Annotated in this window: 14 protein-coding genes and 2 pseudogenes; 5 read left to right on the top strand and 11 right to left on the bottom strand. The window is 28.7% G+C overall.

From position 1 onward, the window contains the following. Positions 1-23: 23 nt before the first annotated feature. A pseudogene (locus MPTP_RS01630) lies at positions 24-1337 on the top strand (MFS transporter); the annotation flags it as partial. A 500-nt stretch (positions 1338-1837) separates the two neighbouring features. Here MPTP_RS01630 and MPTP_RS01625 read toward each other — a convergent pair. The 3 genes from MPTP_RS01625 to MPTP_RS01615 all read right to left on the bottom strand — a co-directional run bounded on the left by MPTP_RS01625 (position 1838) and on the right by MPTP_RS01615 (position 5901). Next, on the bottom strand, positions 1838-3622 hold the full coding sequence (locus tag MPTP_RS01625) for an ABC transporter ATP-binding protein (protein WP_013773276.1): 1785 nt from the start codon (positions 3620-3622) through the stop codon (positions 1838-1840). Further along, on the bottom strand, positions 3615-5384 hold the full coding sequence (locus MPTP_RS01620) for an ABC transporter ATP-binding protein (protein ID WP_013773275.1): 1770 nt from the start codon (positions 5382-5384) through the stop codon (positions 3615-3617). The genes MPTP_RS01625 and MPTP_RS01620 overlap by 8 nt, the downstream gene beginning before the upstream one ends. A 79-nt stretch (positions 5385-5463) precedes the next feature. Further along, entirely contained in the window at positions 5464-5901 is a 438-nt protein-coding gene (locus tag MPTP_RS01615) for a MarR family winged helix-turn-helix transcriptional regulator (RefSeq protein ID WP_013773274.1), read from the bottom strand. A 653-nt stretch (positions 5902-6554) separates the two neighbouring features. Between MPTP_RS01615 and MPTP_RS01610 the strand changes: the two genes are divergently transcribed. After that, entirely contained in the window at positions 6555-6839 is a 285-nt protein-coding gene (locus MPTP_RS01610) for a hypothetical protein (RefSeq protein ID WP_013773272.1), read from the top strand. A 163-nt stretch (positions 6840-7002) separates the two neighbouring features. On the opposite strand, the gene rihA is transcribed toward MPTP_RS01610, so the two are convergent. The 3 genes from rihA to rhaM all read right to left on the bottom strand — a co-directional run bounded on the left by rihA (position 7003) and on the right by rhaM (position 10266). Further along, a complete protein-coding gene (gene rihA, locus MPTP_RS01605) occupies positions 7003-7944 on the bottom strand; it encodes a pyrimidine-specific ribonucleoside hydrolase RihA (RefSeq protein ID WP_013773271.1) in 942 nt (313 codons plus the stop codon). 238 nt (positions 7945-8182) lie between these two features. Then, positions 8183-9364, bottom strand: coding sequence for a NupC/NupG family nucleoside CNT transporter (locus MPTP_RS01600; RefSeq protein WP_013773270.1), 1182 nt, complete (start codon positions 9362-9364; stop codon positions 8183-8185). A gap of 590 nt (positions 9365-9954) precedes the next feature. After that, entirely contained in the window at positions 9955-10266 is a 312-nt protein-coding gene (rhaM, locus tag MPTP_RS01595; RefSeq protein ID WP_048589654.1) for an L-rhamnose mutarotase, read from the bottom strand. Positions 10267-10519: 253 nt separating this feature from the next. Between rhaM and MPTP_RS01590 the strand changes: the two genes are divergently transcribed. Both MPTP_RS01590 and MPTP_RS09035 read left to right on the top strand, forming a co-directional pair. Next, positions 10520-11194 carry an AraC family ligand binding domain-containing protein gene (locus MPTP_RS01590; RefSeq protein WP_013773268.1) on the top strand — a complete coding sequence of 225 codons (675 nt, stop codon included), beginning with the start codon at positions 10520-10522 and terminating at the stop codon, positions 11192-11194. A 38-nt stretch (positions 11195-11232) separates the two neighbouring features. Continuing rightward, entirely contained in the window at positions 11233-11496 is a 264-nt protein-coding gene (locus MPTP_RS09035; protein WP_158309119.1) for a helix-turn-helix domain-containing protein, read from the top strand. A gap of 270 nt (positions 11497-11766) precedes the next feature. On the opposite strand, the pseudogene MPTP_RS01585 reads toward MPTP_RS09035, so the two are convergent. From MPTP_RS01585 to MPTP_RS01570, 5 genes and pseudogenes are all read right to left on the bottom strand, one after another. Further along, a pseudogene (locus MPTP_RS01585) lies at positions 11767-12581 on the bottom strand (aldo/keto reductase). A 730-nt stretch (positions 12582-13311) separates the two neighbouring features. Continuing rightward, entirely contained in the window at positions 13312-13848 is a 537-nt protein-coding gene (locus tag MPTP_RS01580) for a PTS sugar transporter subunit IIA (RefSeq protein WP_013773264.1), read from the bottom strand. 226 nt (positions 13849-14074) lie between these two features. Beyond that, positions 14075-14785, bottom strand: a complete 711-nt coding sequence (locus MPTP_RS01575) for a hypothetical protein (RefSeq protein ID WP_231849650.1) — start codon at positions 14783-14785, stop codon at positions 14075-14077. 226 nt (positions 14786-15011) lie between these two features. After that, positions 15012-15254: a PfkB family carbohydrate kinase gene (locus MPTP_RS10170; RefSeq protein WP_013773262.1), complete on the bottom strand. Its 243-nt coding sequence runs from the start codon at positions 15252-15254 to the stop codon at positions 15012-15014. Positions 15255-15258: 4 nt separating this feature from the next. Then, entirely contained in the window at positions 15259-15936 is a 678-nt protein-coding gene (locus MPTP_RS01570) for a ribokinase (RefSeq protein ID WP_013773261.1), read from the bottom strand. Between the two features lie 1251 nt (positions 15937-17187). Here MPTP_RS01570 and MPTP_RS01565 point away from each other — a divergent pair. Next, positions 17188-18048 (top strand): MurR/RpiR family transcriptional regulator, encoded by an 861-nt coding sequence (locus MPTP_RS01565; protein ID WP_013773260.1) that lies wholly within the window; start codon positions 17188-17190, stop codon positions 18046-18048. Positions 18049-18560 lie beyond the last annotated feature (512 nt).

The following is an 18560-nucleotide window of genomic DNA, read 5'->3' as shown; positions in this document are numbered from 1 at the left end:
ACCAAACAAAATTTGGTAGGCGTTTTGGTAGAAGAAAAGGTCTCCTTTTAATAGGAATTCCCTTGAAAACCATTTTGTATATTACACTTTGGATTCCAAACTTAGGAACAGCCACCTATTTCTTATTATTTTTGATTTATTACGCTGTTATGCCTATTTTGTCACTTTCTCAATTAACCTTTATGAGCGAAATGACCGAAGATTCAAGCCAACGTGCACAATTAGCGGGAGTTAATCAAATTGGTGGTGCTTGTGCTGGTATTTTTGCCTCTTTATTTACTGTTTATTTATTCAAAGCATTAGGGCAAGATCATGCAAGTACTTACTTTTACGCTGCTTTAATCTATGATATTCTTTCTTTTATTTTCCTAGTGATCTTTTATTTTTCTGTTTATGAACGTCCTTATGATGAATCAACCATCCTATCAGAAAAAAAAGAGTCAATTCCACTTGGAAAAGCAATTCGTAAAACAGTATTATCGGTTTTTTGGAATTTCTTTTCTACCATTCGCTTAAAATCATATCGTTATTATTTAGGCATGTATCTTTCAGAACAAATGTTTCGTTCTTTACTTTGTACCATTAACACTTATTTTGTCATATTTGTTCTACTTCTGAGTCCGACTTCTGTCTCTGTATCCACTAGTGTTGGTTTCGTCTTTGGGATTTTATTCTTACTTTTCTACGTTTGGTTAACTGCAAAAACAAATAGTCCCTTTACTTATATCATGGGATCCATTACAACTATTATTGTTAGTATAGGAATGCTATTTTTAGCCCTAACTAAGCCAGATCATTTAAGTTTCTTATTTATTGTTCTTACAATAGCCATGAATTTTGGAAAAACAGGTGTCGTTAATTCTGCTCAATTTATTTTTACCTTTATTCCTGATATCGATGAAATGGTTACAGGCAAACGTAGAGAAGGCCAATATTGTGGTGTTAATCAAACCTTGGATGTTTTATTTTCAACCTTAGAAACAATTGTCATTGGCGTTATTTTATCCTCAACCGGTTTTGTCGAAAAAGCAAAAATTCAAAGTTCTCAAACGGTAACTGCCTTATTAATTTTATATGTTGGTGTTCCAATTGTATGCGCTATCCTTGGAATTATTATTGCTCATTTCTTTAAATTGACTGTTAATAATCATAAAGTTTTACTAAAAGAAATTTCTCGTTTGCGTAATCATGGTAAGATGGCTGATGTAGATGATGAAACAAGGGAAGTAGTAGAAATGCTCACTGGATTTAATTATGAAGAATGTTGGGGGAATAATTCGATGCGAGAACTAGGTGCCCGTAATGATCATTCGCAAGAAGGTCCTACAACAACCTAATTAAAAAAGCATAGTTGAAACTTTGATAACCAGAAAATGACTATTAAAGCAGTTTTATTCAATCGTTAAATTTTAAAAATGAACAATCTTTTCATTATTAATCCCTTTACTAAAAATAAAATTCTTAGAACTAATAATTATCTTTATTAGTTCTAATTTTTTTGCTTGAAAAATTCATAGTTTTTATCAGAATAAAGATATACTTAATAAAGAGTTATCATTTTTTATCAGACAATCATAAAATAAATGGCTAATCGTTTACTGAACAATTAGATAAAAAAACATGGCGAACGATCAAAGATACGTTCACCATGCAATTGGTTTTTTATTAAAAAATTTTATAAAAAACAAATAAGCTATCTTGATTACATCTATCAAAATCTTGCTTTTAATAGATACGTAAAACATTTTCTTTCATAATTTTAATGAAAACTAATTAGAAGATTTTTTCAATTAGTTTTATTCATCATTTCCTCTACAACCTGTGATCATTCAATTTATTATTGATTAAAGATAGCTTCTACATCTTTTTGTTTTGAAAATTGACTATTATAAAGTTCTGCATAGAAACCATGCTTTTGTAATAACTCTTCATGGTTCCCTTGTTCAATAATATCTCCATGTTGCATAACCAATATTTTATCTGCATTCCGTATGGTTGAAAGACGATGAGCAATGACAAAGGAGGTTTTTCCTTCTATTAATTTATCCATTGCTTTTTGAATCAGTATTTCTGTTCTTGTATCGACAGAACTAGTTGCTTCGTCTAAGATCAACATTGGCGCTTTTTTAATGAGTGCTCTAGCAATAGTCATTAATTGCTTTTGCCCAGCTGATAATTCGATACTATCATCTAATACAGTATCATATCCCTTCGGTAAAGTTGTAATAAAATGATGGACATCTGCTGCTTTACAGGCTTTAATGATTTCTTCATCACTGATATCTTTTTGATTGAAGATTAAATTTTCTTTTACCGTTCCTTCAAATAACCAGGTATCTTGTAACACCATACAAAATTGATCATGAACTTCTTCCCGCGTCATGTCATTAATCGATTTACCATCAATTAAAATTTTTCCTTTATTTATCTCATAGAATTTCATCAATAAGTTTACAATAGTAGTTTTACCAGCTCCAGTAGGTCCTACAATCGCAATCTTGCTGCCTGCAGCAGCACTAACTGAAAAATCATGAATAATCGTTTGATTAGGAAGATAACCGAAACTTACATGTTCAAAAGAAACATTTCCTTTCGCATTAGTTAGCTGATATGTTTTTGTTGATTCATCTGCCATTTCTTCTTCATTCAAGAATTCAAATACTCTATCCAAAGAAACAACAGCTGGTTGTAATACCGTAAAAGCTTGTGCTAATTGAGAAAGTGGGTTTGTAAACAACCGAACATAAACCATAAAGGCAACAACAACCCCAAAGTGAATGGTTCCTTTTAATGCTAAGATTGAACCTACTACACAAACCATGACAAAACCAAAATTACCAATAAAAGCCATTAATGGCTGTGTAATACCGGATAGAAATTGTGCTTTCCAACCACTTGAATATAAATCTTCATTCAACTCATTAAAATTTTCTTTTGCTTCCTGTCTCGCATTATAGGCATAAATCGTATTATGTCCTGAATAAATTTCTTCTACATAACTAGAGATCAAACCTAGTTTCTTTTGTTGGGCAGCAAAATGCTTTTGTGAAAGCAACAAAATGGCAATAGCAATAGCAAAACTAACTAAAACAGATAAAACAGTTGTAACACTTAACATCCAATTACTATGAAGCATCATAATAATACAACCAATAAGTAGAGTCGTAGCAGGTATTAGCATACTAAATCCTTGGTTTAAAGATTGTCCAACCGTATCTAAATCATTTGTTAGGCGACTTAATGTATCTCCCTGACTATTTGAATCAAAGTATTTTAAAGGCAAACGATTAATCTTCTCAGAAATATTTCGTCGCAATTTTTGTGAAAATTTTTGAACAATTGTTGCTGTAATAAATCCTTGAGAATAATTCAGCAAAACACCAATACCATATAAACAAGCTAAATAGATACAAATTCGAACAACCTTATCTGTATCAATAGAAGTCCTTAACCCAGCTGTAATCGTATCAGTAATCTCACTTAATTTATCTGGCCCTGAAATTGTAGCTATACTACTCAAGGCCGAAAGAATAATCGCACCGATAAATGGCACGGTATACGAACTAGCATATTTTTTTAAGTTTGTCCAACTAATTTTTTTTGAGGATTTATTTTTACTCATTTGCTAATTCCTCCTTTGATAATTGCGAATAAGCAATTTCCTGATAAGCTTTATTTTCAGCTAATAGTTGTTTGTGAGTTCCTTTACCAACCACTTTACCGTTCTCTAAAACTACAATCAAATTAGCATCTATAATTGTGTTAATTCGTTGAGCAACAATTATTTTAGTTGTATTTGGTAATTGTTCTTTTAATGTTGCTCTAAGTTTATTATCCGTCTTATAATCTAATGCTGAAAATGAGTCATCAAAAAGTAAAATTTCCGGTTGACGAGCAATGACTCGAGCAATTGCTAAACGTTGTTTTTGTCCGCCAGAAAAATTATTTCCTCCCTGTGAAACATGGGCATCAAGTTTATCTGCCTGTTCATCAACAAACTCTTTTGCTTGGGCGATTTCAATAGCTTTTAAAATTTTTTGATCATCTAATGGTGTAGCAAGACTTTTACCTAGTTCCATGTTTGAACGAATAGTTCCCGTATAAAGGATAGGTTTTTGTGGAATATAACCAATGATATTATTCAGTTCTTCATGACTAAAATCTTTAATCTCTCTACCATTTAAACAAATCTCTCCACTTGAACGATCAAACAATCGTACCATTAACTTAAGAATTGTACTTTTTCCGCTTCCTGTAGAACCAATAATTGCAACCGTTTGACCCTTTTTAGCTGAAAAACTAACATTATGTAATACAGCATCCCTAGTATTTGGATAAGTAAAAGAAACATTTTCAAATGATAAGCTTCCATTGTTGGTCGTTTCTTCTTTTTGTATTGATTTTTTTGAAAAATGAACAGAAGAGGAAAGGGCTAGTACCTCGTTGGTACGTTTTGCTGCAACTGCTGCTCTTGGTAAAAGAAAGAAAACAGAGATCAACATCATAAAGCTCATTACAATTTGCATAGAATAAGAAGTAAAGACAACCATATCAGAAAATAAATTAATTTTATCCATTCCTGTTACTGCTTGAATTAAAAAAGTACCTATCCAATAAACGGTTAATGTTAGGCCACTGGAAATCAAGGTCATTGTCGGATTAAATATTGCCATGATTCGACCAGTAAACAAGTTAGCATTTGTTAATTTGTCATTTACTTTTTTAAATTTTTTGTCTTGATAGTTCTCAGCATTATAAGCACGTACAACTCGGATTCCTGTTAAACTTTCTTTTGTCACGCCGTTCAAATCATCAGTTAAGCCTTGAATTTGGATAAATTTTGGACGAACAAATGTCATAACAATCGTAACTATCATTAACAAAATAAATATAGCTACACCAGTCATTGCTGTCCATTTCCAATTTTTATTTGCAATAATTGTAAATGCCCAAATAATTGTAATCGGACACTTAATTAGTAATTGAAGTCCCGTTGCAATAACTAATTGAATTTGTGTTAAATCATTGGTTGTTCTTGTAATTAAACTCGGTACCGAAAAATGTTGAATTTCATTTGTTGAATAATCAACAACTTGATCAAATAGTTCGCCACGTATTCTTTTTGATAAACTTGCTGAAATTCTAGCAGCAAAAAAACCAACAATAATAGCTAAAACAAATCCAGATAATGATAAAGCAACCATTTTTAGCCCTAACGATAAAATATCTGAAGTCGTTGTTCCTGGTTCTTGTAACCGTTCAGTAATCTTTGACATATAATTTGGAACTTTTAATTCTAATCCCACTTGAATAAGGACAAATAGGAAACTAAGAACAACAAGCAATCGCTCCGTTCGATTGGTTTTTTTTAAAACTTTAAACATTTATTCTTTCCTCCTAAAAGGGATTTTAAATTAGTTAGTTACCTAATTATTTATAAGTAAAAATCCATCTACTTAATAATTAGTTGAGATTATTTTTTATTTTATTAACTGTCTTTAAGAAAGCGTCAACTTCTTCTGCAGATAAATCTTTCATTAATTCCTTTTCAATTTGCTTCGTCATTTCATTAATTGCTTGTTTTTGTTCTAACGCTTTTTTTGTTAAAATAATTTGCTTTAAGCGTTTATCTTTATTTGATACAATTCGATGAACATAACCATTGGCTTCCATACGATCAAGCAGTTGACTAGCCGTTGATTTTCGGATAGATAGTTCTTTTTCAATGTCTTTTTGATAAATAATTTTCTCTGGATTATAATAAATAAAATTTAAGACCATTGCTTGAGGGCCCATTAATTTTTTTATTTTTCGTTTACAAGCTTCTTTCTTAATACGTCGCCCAAACAAAATAGCTAATTCTCGAATCTCATATCCTAGATCTTTTTGTTCGTCTGCCACTTTGTTCACCTCCCACTAAAATAGTTAATACACTAACTATTTTAAACATAAAAAATAATAAGTCAATACTTATAAAAATTTTCATTAGAGTTTTCATTTTTCTTTAAATCAATTAATAGTTGTGCATGACATTAATAATAATCATGAACAACTATCTAATTGAAGCTTTTTATGACTTCAGTTAAATGACTTTGCTAATCTAGTTGTGTATATCATTTAAAGTAAGCATCGTTTTGCTAAACATCCATTTAATATCCTCAACAATTAAATTTTTTCTACTAGTTCTTAATTTTAGTATGTATAATATTTTACTTGCCTAAATTGATCAAAAAGTAAATCATATAAACAAATTGTGTCTAAAAATAATTAAAATAAAACTAATCATCAGTTAAACTTGATATAATTCGTTCAATTATGTATTATATGTCTATCGTGTAATTGTTAGGAGGAAGTTTAATGAATGCTTTTATGGATTTTTTATCTTTCATTGGAGAATGGTTGCTTTATACATTTCCTTTTTATCAAGGTTGTTTAGAAATTATGGAACAAGTTAGTGAACTAAATTAATTGGAGAAGATCCTAACTATAAAGAAGTATCTCCTTGGTTTTGGGTAGTTCCTTTTCTAAAACCTTATTTAGAAAGGAGAAGAGCATTGGAAATTGTTCGTGAAAGAAACATGAATGAAAATGACCTTTATAGCTTATTAATGTTTTCTGATAGAGCTTCAGCTTGGTTTTTTGTTTCATTAGCTGGATTTTTTAAGGGAACTTCTTTAACCTATGAACTTTTTAAGGAATATTTTCCTCATCACAATCCTCTATGGATTGTTCCAATCATCTGGCTTATCATAACTTTAACAATATTCAATGCTGTTTATCGATTAAGTGGAGAAAGAGCAACTAGAATAATTAGAAATTTTCTTTCCCATCGTCGTTAATTTTAATTCATATGTTTGGCTTTAACTATTAATATATTTGCATTGCATATTGAATTAACAGTTATTTATGTAACCTAAATATTTTTTTACTATAAAGACGAACCAAAAACACTCAAGCCTAACTAGGCAGGAGTGTTTTTTAAGTATATTCATTTATTCTCTCTTAATCAAAAGAGCAAATTGAACTCATCAACAACTGAATAAAATATTCTCGGTCAATGTCTAACATTACCTCTACGTTCTTTGGTTTATCGGTAAGTTCATAATAATCACAAACCGTTTCCCCTCTTGTTAAGGTGCCCTGGATTTCCACATCAACATTCATTCTTTTAGTTTTAAACATTTCTGGATGGATCAACCAAGCAATTGTACAAGGATCATGTAATGGAGTACCTTCAAATTCCCATTTAGGATTCTCATGGTAAGTCTCATAAAAATTTAATAATCCATAAAATACTTTACCTACTGGATTATCAATATATTTGATTTCTTCAATTTCAGATTTTAAAATTTGTGCCTTATGTGTAACATTTAATGGGGTCATCACCAAAGGAATACCAAAATTAAGAACAACTTTAGCCGCTTCTGGATCTACAAAAATATTAAATTCAACGGTCGGTGTCCAGTTTCCTAGGCCAATAGCTCCACCCATAAAAACAATTTGATCAATCTTTTCTCTTGCCAATTCTGGATAAATACGTAGAAATAATGCTATATTTGTCATTGGCCCTGTAACCACTAGTGTAACTTGTTCATAACTTTTATGTAATACCTTTGCAATTAGTTCAATTGCTGTCATATTTTGTGCTTCAAAATGGCTTTTTGGCAATTCTGCTCCATCAATTCCACTTTTACCATGCACATTACCAGCCGTTTCCAATTCTTCTTTAACTAATGGCGTTTGATTTCCACCAGCAATTGGAATATCTTCACGCTTCAGCAACGTTAATATATTCATAGCATTCTTCAATGTTTTATCTGGTGTTTGATTCCCTGCAGAAGTCGTAACAGCTAATAGATCAATTTTCGAAGAAGCAATCGCCAGAGACATAGCTAAGGCGTCATCATGTCCTGGATCACAATCTAAAATAATCCTTTTCCTCATTATTAACACCAACCCTTTAATTTATTATTGTTTAATACTTATAAATTAATTATCAGAAAATAGTGTAAAAATAAATGATTCTAAGTAATTAAAAAAATGACTGAAATACATTTAACAGAAATTCATAAAACCTTCTATCACTTTTAATACAAACAAGGGGCACTTAAATTTAATTATTTATTTGATAGGTAGGTCTATTTATTCTTTTATATAGAATATTGTTATTAAATTTATTTAATTAAAAATAAAAGCCAACAATTGTTCCTGTCAATACAGAGGCTAAAGTAGCTCCTAACAATAATTTCATTGAGAATTTTGCCACGTAACTACCCTGCTTTTCACTGATAGATTTAATAGATCCTGTAATAATTCCAATTGTACCAAAGTTGGCAAATGAAACAAGATAGGCAGAAATAATTGCATGAGATTTAGTGCTTAATCCTGTTAGGTTGTGTAAATCACCCATTGCTACAAATTCATTGGTAAGTAATTTAGTAGCCATTAGACTACCTACTTTTATTATATCATGCGCAGGTACGCCCATAATCCACGCAATTGGTGAAAAGATATAACCAAGGATAGTTGTAAAGGAGACATGAATAATAGCTAAAAATGAATTATTCAAAAAGGTCACTAAAGCAATAAAACCAATCAACATAGCACCTACAGTGATAGCTAATTTGAACCCATCTGTAATATAGTTTCCCAAAATTTGAAAGAAAGAACCTGTTTTCTCTTCTTGAATTTCAACAAGTGTATCATTTGCATCTATATCATATGGATTAATAATACATGAAACAATCAAAGCCGAAAGAATATTCAAAAAAACAGCCACAACAACATATTTACCAGGTATCATCTTCATATAAGAAGCCAACATTTCAGCTGATACTGCACTCATTGCTGAAGCACAAATCGTATATAGTCGTCTCTCATTCAATTTTGGCATTTGATCCCGTATCGTTAAAAATACTTCTGGCTGACCCAAGATAGCAGTAGAAACAGCAAAGTAACTTTCCAACCCTCCCATATGTGCAATCTTGTTCAGTGCCCATCCAGTCCATTTAATAATAAAAGGCAATACTTTAATATAGTTTAAGATACCAATTAAAGCAGAAATAAAGACAATAGGCATCAGAACATTGAGAAAGAATACACTGCTACCAGGTTTAATCATCAAACCACCAAAAACAAAATCAACACCACCTGCTGCTTGATTCATTAACCAGCCAAAAAATGTAGAAATCCCAGCTAATACCTTAACACCACCCGATGTATGAAAACATAAAAAGGCAATAACCAATTGTAAAACTAGTAAGATTCCTATTCGTTTATATTTAATATTTCTCCGATCACTACTTATTAGCCAACCAATAACATAAATAAATACTAAACCAGTAATAAGAAACACAAAATTCATCATTTTCCTCCTTGTATTGAAAATAATTGATTGTTTCTCAATTATTATAAATACATTTTTAATATAAAATTTCTGATAATTTAATGGAATTTCTTGAAAAGATCATATCATCTATAATAATCCTAATCATTTTACCCATTGCCATTAAGAATACCATAATCACTGGTTAAATGTCATTTCATTTTCTTAATTTTGTGTTTATATATTCTAAATCATTTGCCTAATTATCTATGTTCGCTATCTATTATTGTCAGGAAAGTTTGTTATTTTCATATTATTATTTATTTAATTCTTACTGCTTCAAACAATAAACCATTAACGTAGATTTAGATTAACATTCATTAAGCCTATTCTCTTTTAAAGGTAGATTTAATCATAGTAAATATAAATTTTTCTTTGTTTATTTCTTTTATTAAAGAAAGTAGATTTTTGAAAAAATAGGTTAGATCATTTGCTTAACTTTTTAAAAATCTAGATTTAACTTTTAAAAGATTATGTTTATAGCAAACCTTGCTATTTTACTATTTTCAATAATTACAATATAAATTTTTTCATTCTCTCTAACATTTAAAATAAATTAACTAATTGTCCTAAAGATCAAATACCATTTCCAGATGCTGTGTTATCGGAGAATGATCAGGATTTGTTTCCATTATTTCTTCCATAAATCGCCACCATTTTTGGTTAATCTTAGTAGAAGAGATTTCTTCCCATTTTTTTTCATCTTCAATTTCAAGATATCCAAACAGATAATTTGTTTCTGAATCCAGAAAAATTGAATAACTCAATATTCCTTTTTCTTTAAGCATTTGTCGCATTTCCGGCCAAAGTTGTTGATGTCGTTGAATATACACCTCTTTACATTCTGGATATAATTTCATTCGAATGGCTTTCTTTATCAATGATTTTCTCTCCTTTATCAATAAAACTTTTCTAAAAAACAATGATTGACTGCTCCTAACTAGCTTAATTAGTTTATTTAATCAAAACATAATTTTTTAAATGGATAATAATAAAATAAATAAGATAAATAAAATAAAAAATATAAAATTTAAGATTATTTTTCGCTTTATAGCTAGATTACCATTTTTAGATTGCGCTTTCAATGATGAGGTTATAGAATAGATATGACGAATTTATAGGGATGTGATTTAAATGAATAAAATAGTAATTGATTATTTACATGGTTATACACATATTGAACATGAACAATTAAAACAAAATAAATTTGTATTCGATTTGCCTTTAGCAGCATTTCAAAATACCGAAACAAACATCATTCTACTAAAAGAATATTTTTTGAAAAATAATTTTATTTATATTAGTAAACATACACGTTTTGCTTCATATCCTAAACATAGTCATCGTTTTTTAGAGTTAAATTATGTGTATTCTGGACAATCCATTCAGACAATCAATGGAGAAAAGGAACTTATTAAAAAAGGTGAGATTCTATTATTAGACAAAGGTACCTCTCATGCTCTAGAATTACATCAAAAAAATGATATCTTAATTAATATTATTTTTCCTAGTGATAATGTTGATATTAATTGGTTATCAAATCTTAGTAACAAAGACAGTATATTATTTAATTTTTTAGCACAAACTCTTGTTGCAAATTCAAATAAAAATTATCTGATTTTTCGCTGTGCTAAAAATCAGCACATACAGGTTATCTTAGATCAAATTCTCGATATTTATTTTACAAAAACAATCCTTGCTAATGAAATTATTTCATTATATATTCCAATTCTTTTTACAGAATTAATCAGTAATTGTTCCTATGACTTTCATCAAGAAAAAAAGAAAAAATCAACCACAAAATTGTAGTAGATACTCTAAAATTAATTGAAAACGATTACATTAATTTGAGCTTAAACACAGCAGCCCAACGACTCGGCTATAATAAAAACTACCTAAGTAACATTATTAAGAAAAAAACAGATTTTACCTTTTCTGAGCTGGTAACAAAGCGACGCATGAAACAAGCAAAATTTCTAATTGAAAATACACAATTTTCAATTGGTGAAATTATAGAAATGATAGGCCTTAAAAATCGTAGTTATTTTTATAAGCAATTTAAAGAAACTTATCATAAACTTCCAGCAGCTTTTAGAAAGTCAAAATATTAAGAAAAATAAATTAGCTAGTTCAATTTTCTAACCAGGTTTTTTCAGTTTCTTAACTCTTTCCTAAATATAATAAATAATCTTACTTCCTTTCTAATTTTTGTTTATCCGAGTTTAATTTTTATTCATTGATTGCTTCATACTACAGTACAACAATATTTTTTCAAAAATTGAAAAATTAATCTTAGTCTAAGACTAAGATTAATCAAATAAGGATATTATCCTGTTCATCATTTATTGATTTCTTTAAAAAACTAACAATGTCTTATTTTTCTAATCAAAATGATCAATCTTTTTTAGCTTCATCATATCATCATTAGAAATAACAAAATCAACATTTTTATTATTTTTCATATGCTCAATATTTTCTGTTTTTGGTAGGGGAAGTAAGCCCAACTGTAAACAATAACGAACTGCCAATTGAGGAATAGTTACATTATATTTATCCGCTATTGCTAAAATAGTTTTGTCATGAATCATTTCACCATGAGCAATTGGCGAATAAGCTTCAACCAATATATGATTTTTTTGCGAGAATTCAATTAATTCCATTGGTGTATGTCCAATGTGAACGAGAATTTGATTTACCATTGGTTTGATATGTCCATTTTTCAGAATATTTTCTAAATCTACAATTTCAAAATTTGATACACCAATGGTTTGAAGTTTGCCATCTTGATAAGCTTTTTCTAATGCATGCCATGCTTCAAGATTGCCTTCAAAATAATGATTTTTTCCTTGAAATTCTTCCCAAGGTTTTGGACTATGAATAATCATCATATCAATATAATCTAAATTTAAATTTTTAAGCGACTGATCAATAGCAGAAATTGCTTCTTGATAATTTTTAATCTCTGCTGCAAGTTTGGTTGTCACAAAAATTTCTTGCGATTTATACCAGATGCGTGTATCCCTTCACCCACACCTTGTTCATTTTGATAGGCTTCTGCTGTATCAATATGTCGATAACCGACCTGAATAGCATCCTGAACATTTTTTGCCGCATCTTCATTCTTGATCATCCATGTGCCAAAACCAATTTTAGGGATTTTTATATTATTTGCCAATGTAAATGTTTCATTCATTATTATTTCCTCCAATTTATTTCATTTTATTATTTAGCTATCTTATACTAGCTGGTTATTTACTTATTCTTACTGTTTTGATCCTTTTATGATAACTAAATTACTAGTAAACCAAAGTTTCATTTAAAAATTTATAACCTACATAACAAATTAGTAAATCGTTTACAATTTAAGTGTACTCTTTTTATAAAAATTATTCAAAAAAGATACTTTTCATCAATTAATATGTTAATAATATTATATTTCATTATAAAATCGTGAATTGAACTATCTCTATAAAAATTACTAGTAATCAATTTACTAAACATATCGTTATTTAAATACACAAATAAACATTGTTAATTATTTGATTTTTTATCAAAAACAATAATTAACTATGAATAACCTATATTTTTCTATATAGGATAAACCACTTATAAAATTAGGAATTGAACTATTGTTAGAATTTCCCACTGCTAACTTTTCCTATATTTGATTCAAAAAATAGTAACAGCCTTTAAAAATAGCCCTAGAAAATATTAAGTAATAATTCATGAATGAAAGAAGTATAAATATTTAGTTATAGCATAAGATGATAAATTATTTAGGTATTTTTCATATTTGGTAACCTATTTATTTTAAATAAATGCAGATTATGAATAACTGGGCAATCTTTCATTTTTTCTTCTATATAATTATTAGTAAAAATTAACTACCTAATGGAATAATTTTTATTTTCCAGTCAGTTTTTCTATTATAAATCATTTTTCTGCTTGTAATCCTCTATTCTTACCTTTCCAATTCGTGTATCTTTATCAATTTTACCTAATTTATCTAATTGCATAGAAAAACCTTGATCTTTATTATTTGTAAAAACAATAACCAAATCAGCAGATTTTCCAGCATTTTTTAAATAACTCAGATCAACTGTTGCCAAGGCTTCTCCTCTTGTTACTCGCTCCCCCTCTTCTACATAAATTTCAAACGGCTGTCCTGCTAATTCAACTGTATCGATACCCAAATGGATTAGACATTCTATTCCATGATCTGTTTTTAGACTAAATGCATGCTTTGTTGGTGAAATAGCCAGTATTGTTGCTTCAAATGGTGAGAAGACTTCACCCGTTTCTGGTAATATAGCAAAACCATCACCTAACATTTTGTTTGCAAACACTGGATCATTGACTTCTGTAATGGCAATTGCTTCACCAGTGCCAATTGAATACAGCTCAATAGTATCTTCTATTCCTCTGTTCTCTTGAACTTTAGCTTTCCTTAGTCGTTTAAACATAAAATATTCTTCTTTCTTTAAATTATTTTTCATTCATCAATAATTATTTTATAATTAGATCTATTTTCATTTCAACATATTCGTCTGTCTTACTTTCGTATATAAATGGTTTAACATTCTGATTAAGTTACAGATTCGCCAAACTTATCGATAAATGATATAGATTACAAATAGATAGCGATGAAGATAAAATTTTATTATTCTAAATTACATTCTTTCTTTTTAATTACTTTGCATCTGCAAACAAGTTATTCGCATATTTCCCACTAAAATTTGTTCCCATAATGACATCATAATCTTCCTCTCCCTTATATTTCCAATGTGGGCCACCAGCACCACCCATTATATTTGCTGAAATTTTTTGTGGAAATTGACCATTAGAAACTGGTTGTCCCAATGTGTTAAGATTCTTATCGATATATACCTGGTTTTCTACATTATTGCTTGAGTCCATGCCATACAAATGAGTAAGTAATTCTAATGCTTGCTGGTAATCTGTTCGATTATAATTTTTATAATATGCTACAATTGCTTCCTGGGATACTGTTTTTAAATTTTCTAACTTTTCAGCTGATTCGCTTGTCGTTTGGGAATCAACGGATCTTTCGTTTAAGCTATCAGGCTGCTCATATATTTCTTCTGATACAAAGGTAGCTTCATTATTTATTTGATCTGTATCTATTGTATTCTCTGCAGTTTGAGTTGTATTCATAGTAGAATTTGAATATTTTGTTGTATTTTCAACTGAATACTGTGTTGTAGTTGAAAAAGTATCCTTTGAAGCTCTCATAATATTTCTTATTGGGTAAAAGTAATTAAAAATAGCAAATAAACTAAGTAAAATTATACTGCTTATTCCAATTCCAATTGCCAAATTATAGTATTTTTTCTTTCTTTTAGAATGGTGTATTTTTTGATAATCTTTTTTTTTACTCATTACCTAATTCATTGCCCCTTTATTAGAAAAAATTATTTTGTTTTTTAATAAATCAAATTTATTTTATACAACAAAAACTAAATATTTATATGATGAAATTAGTATTTCTTTTATTCATCTTTAAAAAATTAATAATTTTTGTTCTCTTTTAAGAAAAGATAATTTAATAAATTAAAAAACAATATAAAAAATAATATCTTATTAACATTCTTGTTATTACTCAAAATTAGTTCATAGTATATTTTTTAATGGCTTGTTCTAATTCTTTTGTTGTTGGCATACCTGTTTGAGCTCCTAATTTTGTTATAGATAATGAAGCACCGATTGAAGCACACTTGACGGCTTCTCTTAATGAACACTGTCGAGATAAATAGGTGGATAAAATACCATTAAATGTATCACCAGCACCTATTGTATCAATAACCTCAACTGGAATGGAAGAAAAAGTAACGACCTTATTATTTTCCACAAAGCTAACTCCCCCGACTTCCTCGAGTAACAACTAAAGAAACAGCATATCCTTTCACAAAATGCAGCATTGCCTCTTCAAGCATCGCTTCATTCGTTAATTTTTCACCATATAAATATTCAAATTCTGTTTTATTTGGTGTTAAAACATCAGTAAATTCTAGCAATTCATGACATCTTTCGCTATAGGGAGCTGGATTTACAATTGTAATGACTTGATTTCGTTTCGCTATTTTAATACTCGCTAATACAGTTTCAAAAGGAATTTCCATTTGTACCAACAAGACATCACTTGTAATTATTTTTTTTGTAAAGTTAGTTAAATAATCTGGATTAACAAGTTCATTTGCACCAGGTGCTACAATAATAGAATTATCTTGAGGTAATTTTAAAACCATTGCTAGTCCGGTAAATGCTCCTTCTACCTGCCTAATGTTTTCAGTCGATATCCCTTCCGTTTTTAAATTTGCTAGAATTTTTTCTCCAAAAGAATCTGTTCCTACAGCTCCGATTAATTGAACATTGGCACCTATTCTCACACTAGAAATAGCTTGGTTTTGGCCTTTTCCACCATAAAAATAGTCTAGTTGATCTCCCAAAATCGTTTCTCCAACCTGTGGAAGACTTTTAGTTGAAATTACTAAATCGATATTACTACTACCTAAAATAGTTACCTTGTTCATTGATTTCTCCTTCTTATTAAGTTAATTTATGGGGGGACTATTTATTATCTGATGAAATAACAAAATACCTATCTAAGCTTTAAACCCATAATCCTTAGTATCATGCTAAATAATTTTAAGACATCTACTATTAGAATTATCTTTGTAAATGTTACTAATATCTAAATTCATATATAATATCTATTTTAATTTATATTTTTATTGAGTAATAGAACATTATATGAATATATACATAATGCTAAATAACATATAATATAAAATATAAAATTGATTAAAAAGCGATTTCTCATAATAAAAACAAGAATAATCAAAAGTTTTATCTTACAAACCTAGCTAGCTTTTAATAGTGAGATGAAGAAAAAGTAACTATCAATATTACAATTATTTCATTAATGAAATTTATTAAGTGTCTACAGATGTGATAAAAATATAGTAAAAAGAATTAGGTTATTTTTCACTGCTAATTCTATTATTTCAATAGGATAAGTGAATAGTTTGATATATGTGACAAAAAAATTTCTAATAGTTGATTCTAATCAATGGCAAGTTTGTGTCTAAGAAGATTATTTGTTGAATTGCAAATCTATCGATTATTGTTTGCTTTGAATTTCCAGGTGAACCAAATATTCAGCCGAATATGAATCGATCAGATCCTAACCAAATACTACGATTATTCAATTTGATTTAATCTTTCTTACTGTTTTTAACATTAGTAGAATATCCTACGCTGAAAACAAATACTGTGTACTAACAATTTCGTACAAATCTATAATCTATTTTTCTATTCGCCCATCTGCAACAAAATTCATACAAGTATTCCTATATAGTTATTTTAACATGAAATCGGTTTCAAATAAATTAAATAAAAAGATAAAATAATACAGATCCTATTATCTATTATACCCTTATTACTTTCCAAATTTTTTCTATTTATTTTTTATCATTGTTAATCAGTAGAAGTTCTTTATCAAATCTAATCAATAGATTATCCAATTAAGAACCCTTAATATTAAATAAAATTTATAATTTATACCATTGTTCTAGCATTATAAAATGAAATAGTGATCATTAATCGTTTACTAATTAATTTAATTCTATTTTTCTCTTATATATCGTTTTATTTCAATATACGTTATACTTATCTTTGAGCATAGGCGAATTAGTAACAATTTAGCTGAAAATCAAAGATAGGATTAAAACGAATTAAACTTTTGATACTATCTTTGAAAAAAGAAGTAAGGAGCAAACAGAATGAGTGTTCTCTCGCAAATGGAAAGCATGCAAAAAGAAATGTCAGCAGCTGAAAAAAAGATTTATCTATTTATTCGAGAAAATACAGAAAAAACAGCAAGCATGACCGCAAGTGAAATTGCAGAAGCAACAAATACAAGTGCTCCAACTGTTGTTCGTTTTTCAAAAAAAATGGGTTATAATAGTTTAACTGATTTTAAAATTAGTTTATCTGCTGAAACAATTCATGGAAGAGTCTTTGAAAACTATAGTGATGTCCAATCTGATGAATCTTTTTATAATTTAAAATACAAACTTGCCAATAATGCACGTTTTACCATTGATAAAACAACAGAGCTTTTTAATGAACAAGATTTTTTATCTGCTTGTGTTTTATTAGAAGAAAAAGAATTCTGTTATGTAGTTGGAAGTGGTGCTTCCAGTTTGGCTGTTTTAGATATCGTCCAAAAATGGGCACGTTTAGGGAAGAATATTAGTACTGATTCAGACTATAACTTTTTATTACCACAGCTAGTTACCCATCAAAAAAGCACTGTATTATGGCTCGTTTCAAATTCTGGTGAAACACCAGAGCTTATTTCTCTGGCTGCTACAGCAAAAGAATTGAACATTCCTATTATTACACTAACTCAATTTGGTCAAAATTCTTTATCTAAAGTATCAGAAGTACAGCTACAAACGTCTAGACCTAAAGAAACAGCTTTGCGAAGTGCGGCAACAGACTCTATTTTTGCTCAACTTGTCACAGTTGATTTACTTTTTTATTTATACATTAGTCGTAATCCAGAAAATGCTAAAAGAATTTATCAAACAAGAAAAATCATAGAACATTATCGAAAAAATATCTTTAATCCAAATTGAAAAAACGTGTGATTTTGTATGATTTATTAATAATCAGTACTTATTTAAAAGAGTTTCAACAAATTAATCAGTTTTATATTTAGTAATTTAGCAAGGAAATTTAAAGCAAAATATCTTTAGTAATTTAGAGTCTAAAATTTTTTAGGTTATTCTAATAAAAATTGATTAAAGTATAGGACAATTTAAAAAACTAAATTTTAAGAATATTTAAAATAACTGAAAATATCTTTTCCTATAATCATATATGTATAAAAAAAAGATTGATAGTTTTCATCAATCTCTTTACACATAGCAATAAATTTAACTAACTATTAATTGAGAATCAACCAAATATTTGTTTTAAGTTTTTCTATTTTATTCTACCAAATTGATTATTTTTCTAAACTGGCTCGTTTATATAAATTCTTTGATTTCTTTTAATTCTTCTTTCAATTCTTTTTTTATATCTAATAAAGTATTATAATGCAATTTTACTTTCACTACTATCTGATATACTTTATTTTCTAATTAAT

The organism is Melissococcus plutonius ATCC 35311 (assembly GCF_000270185.1).
GTDB lineage: Bacteria > Bacillota > Bacilli > Lactobacillales > Enterococcaceae > Melissococcus > Melissococcus plutonius.
The sequence above is the reverse complement of the archived record's forward strand: the minus strand, read 5'-3'. Positions and strand labels throughout refer to the sequence as shown.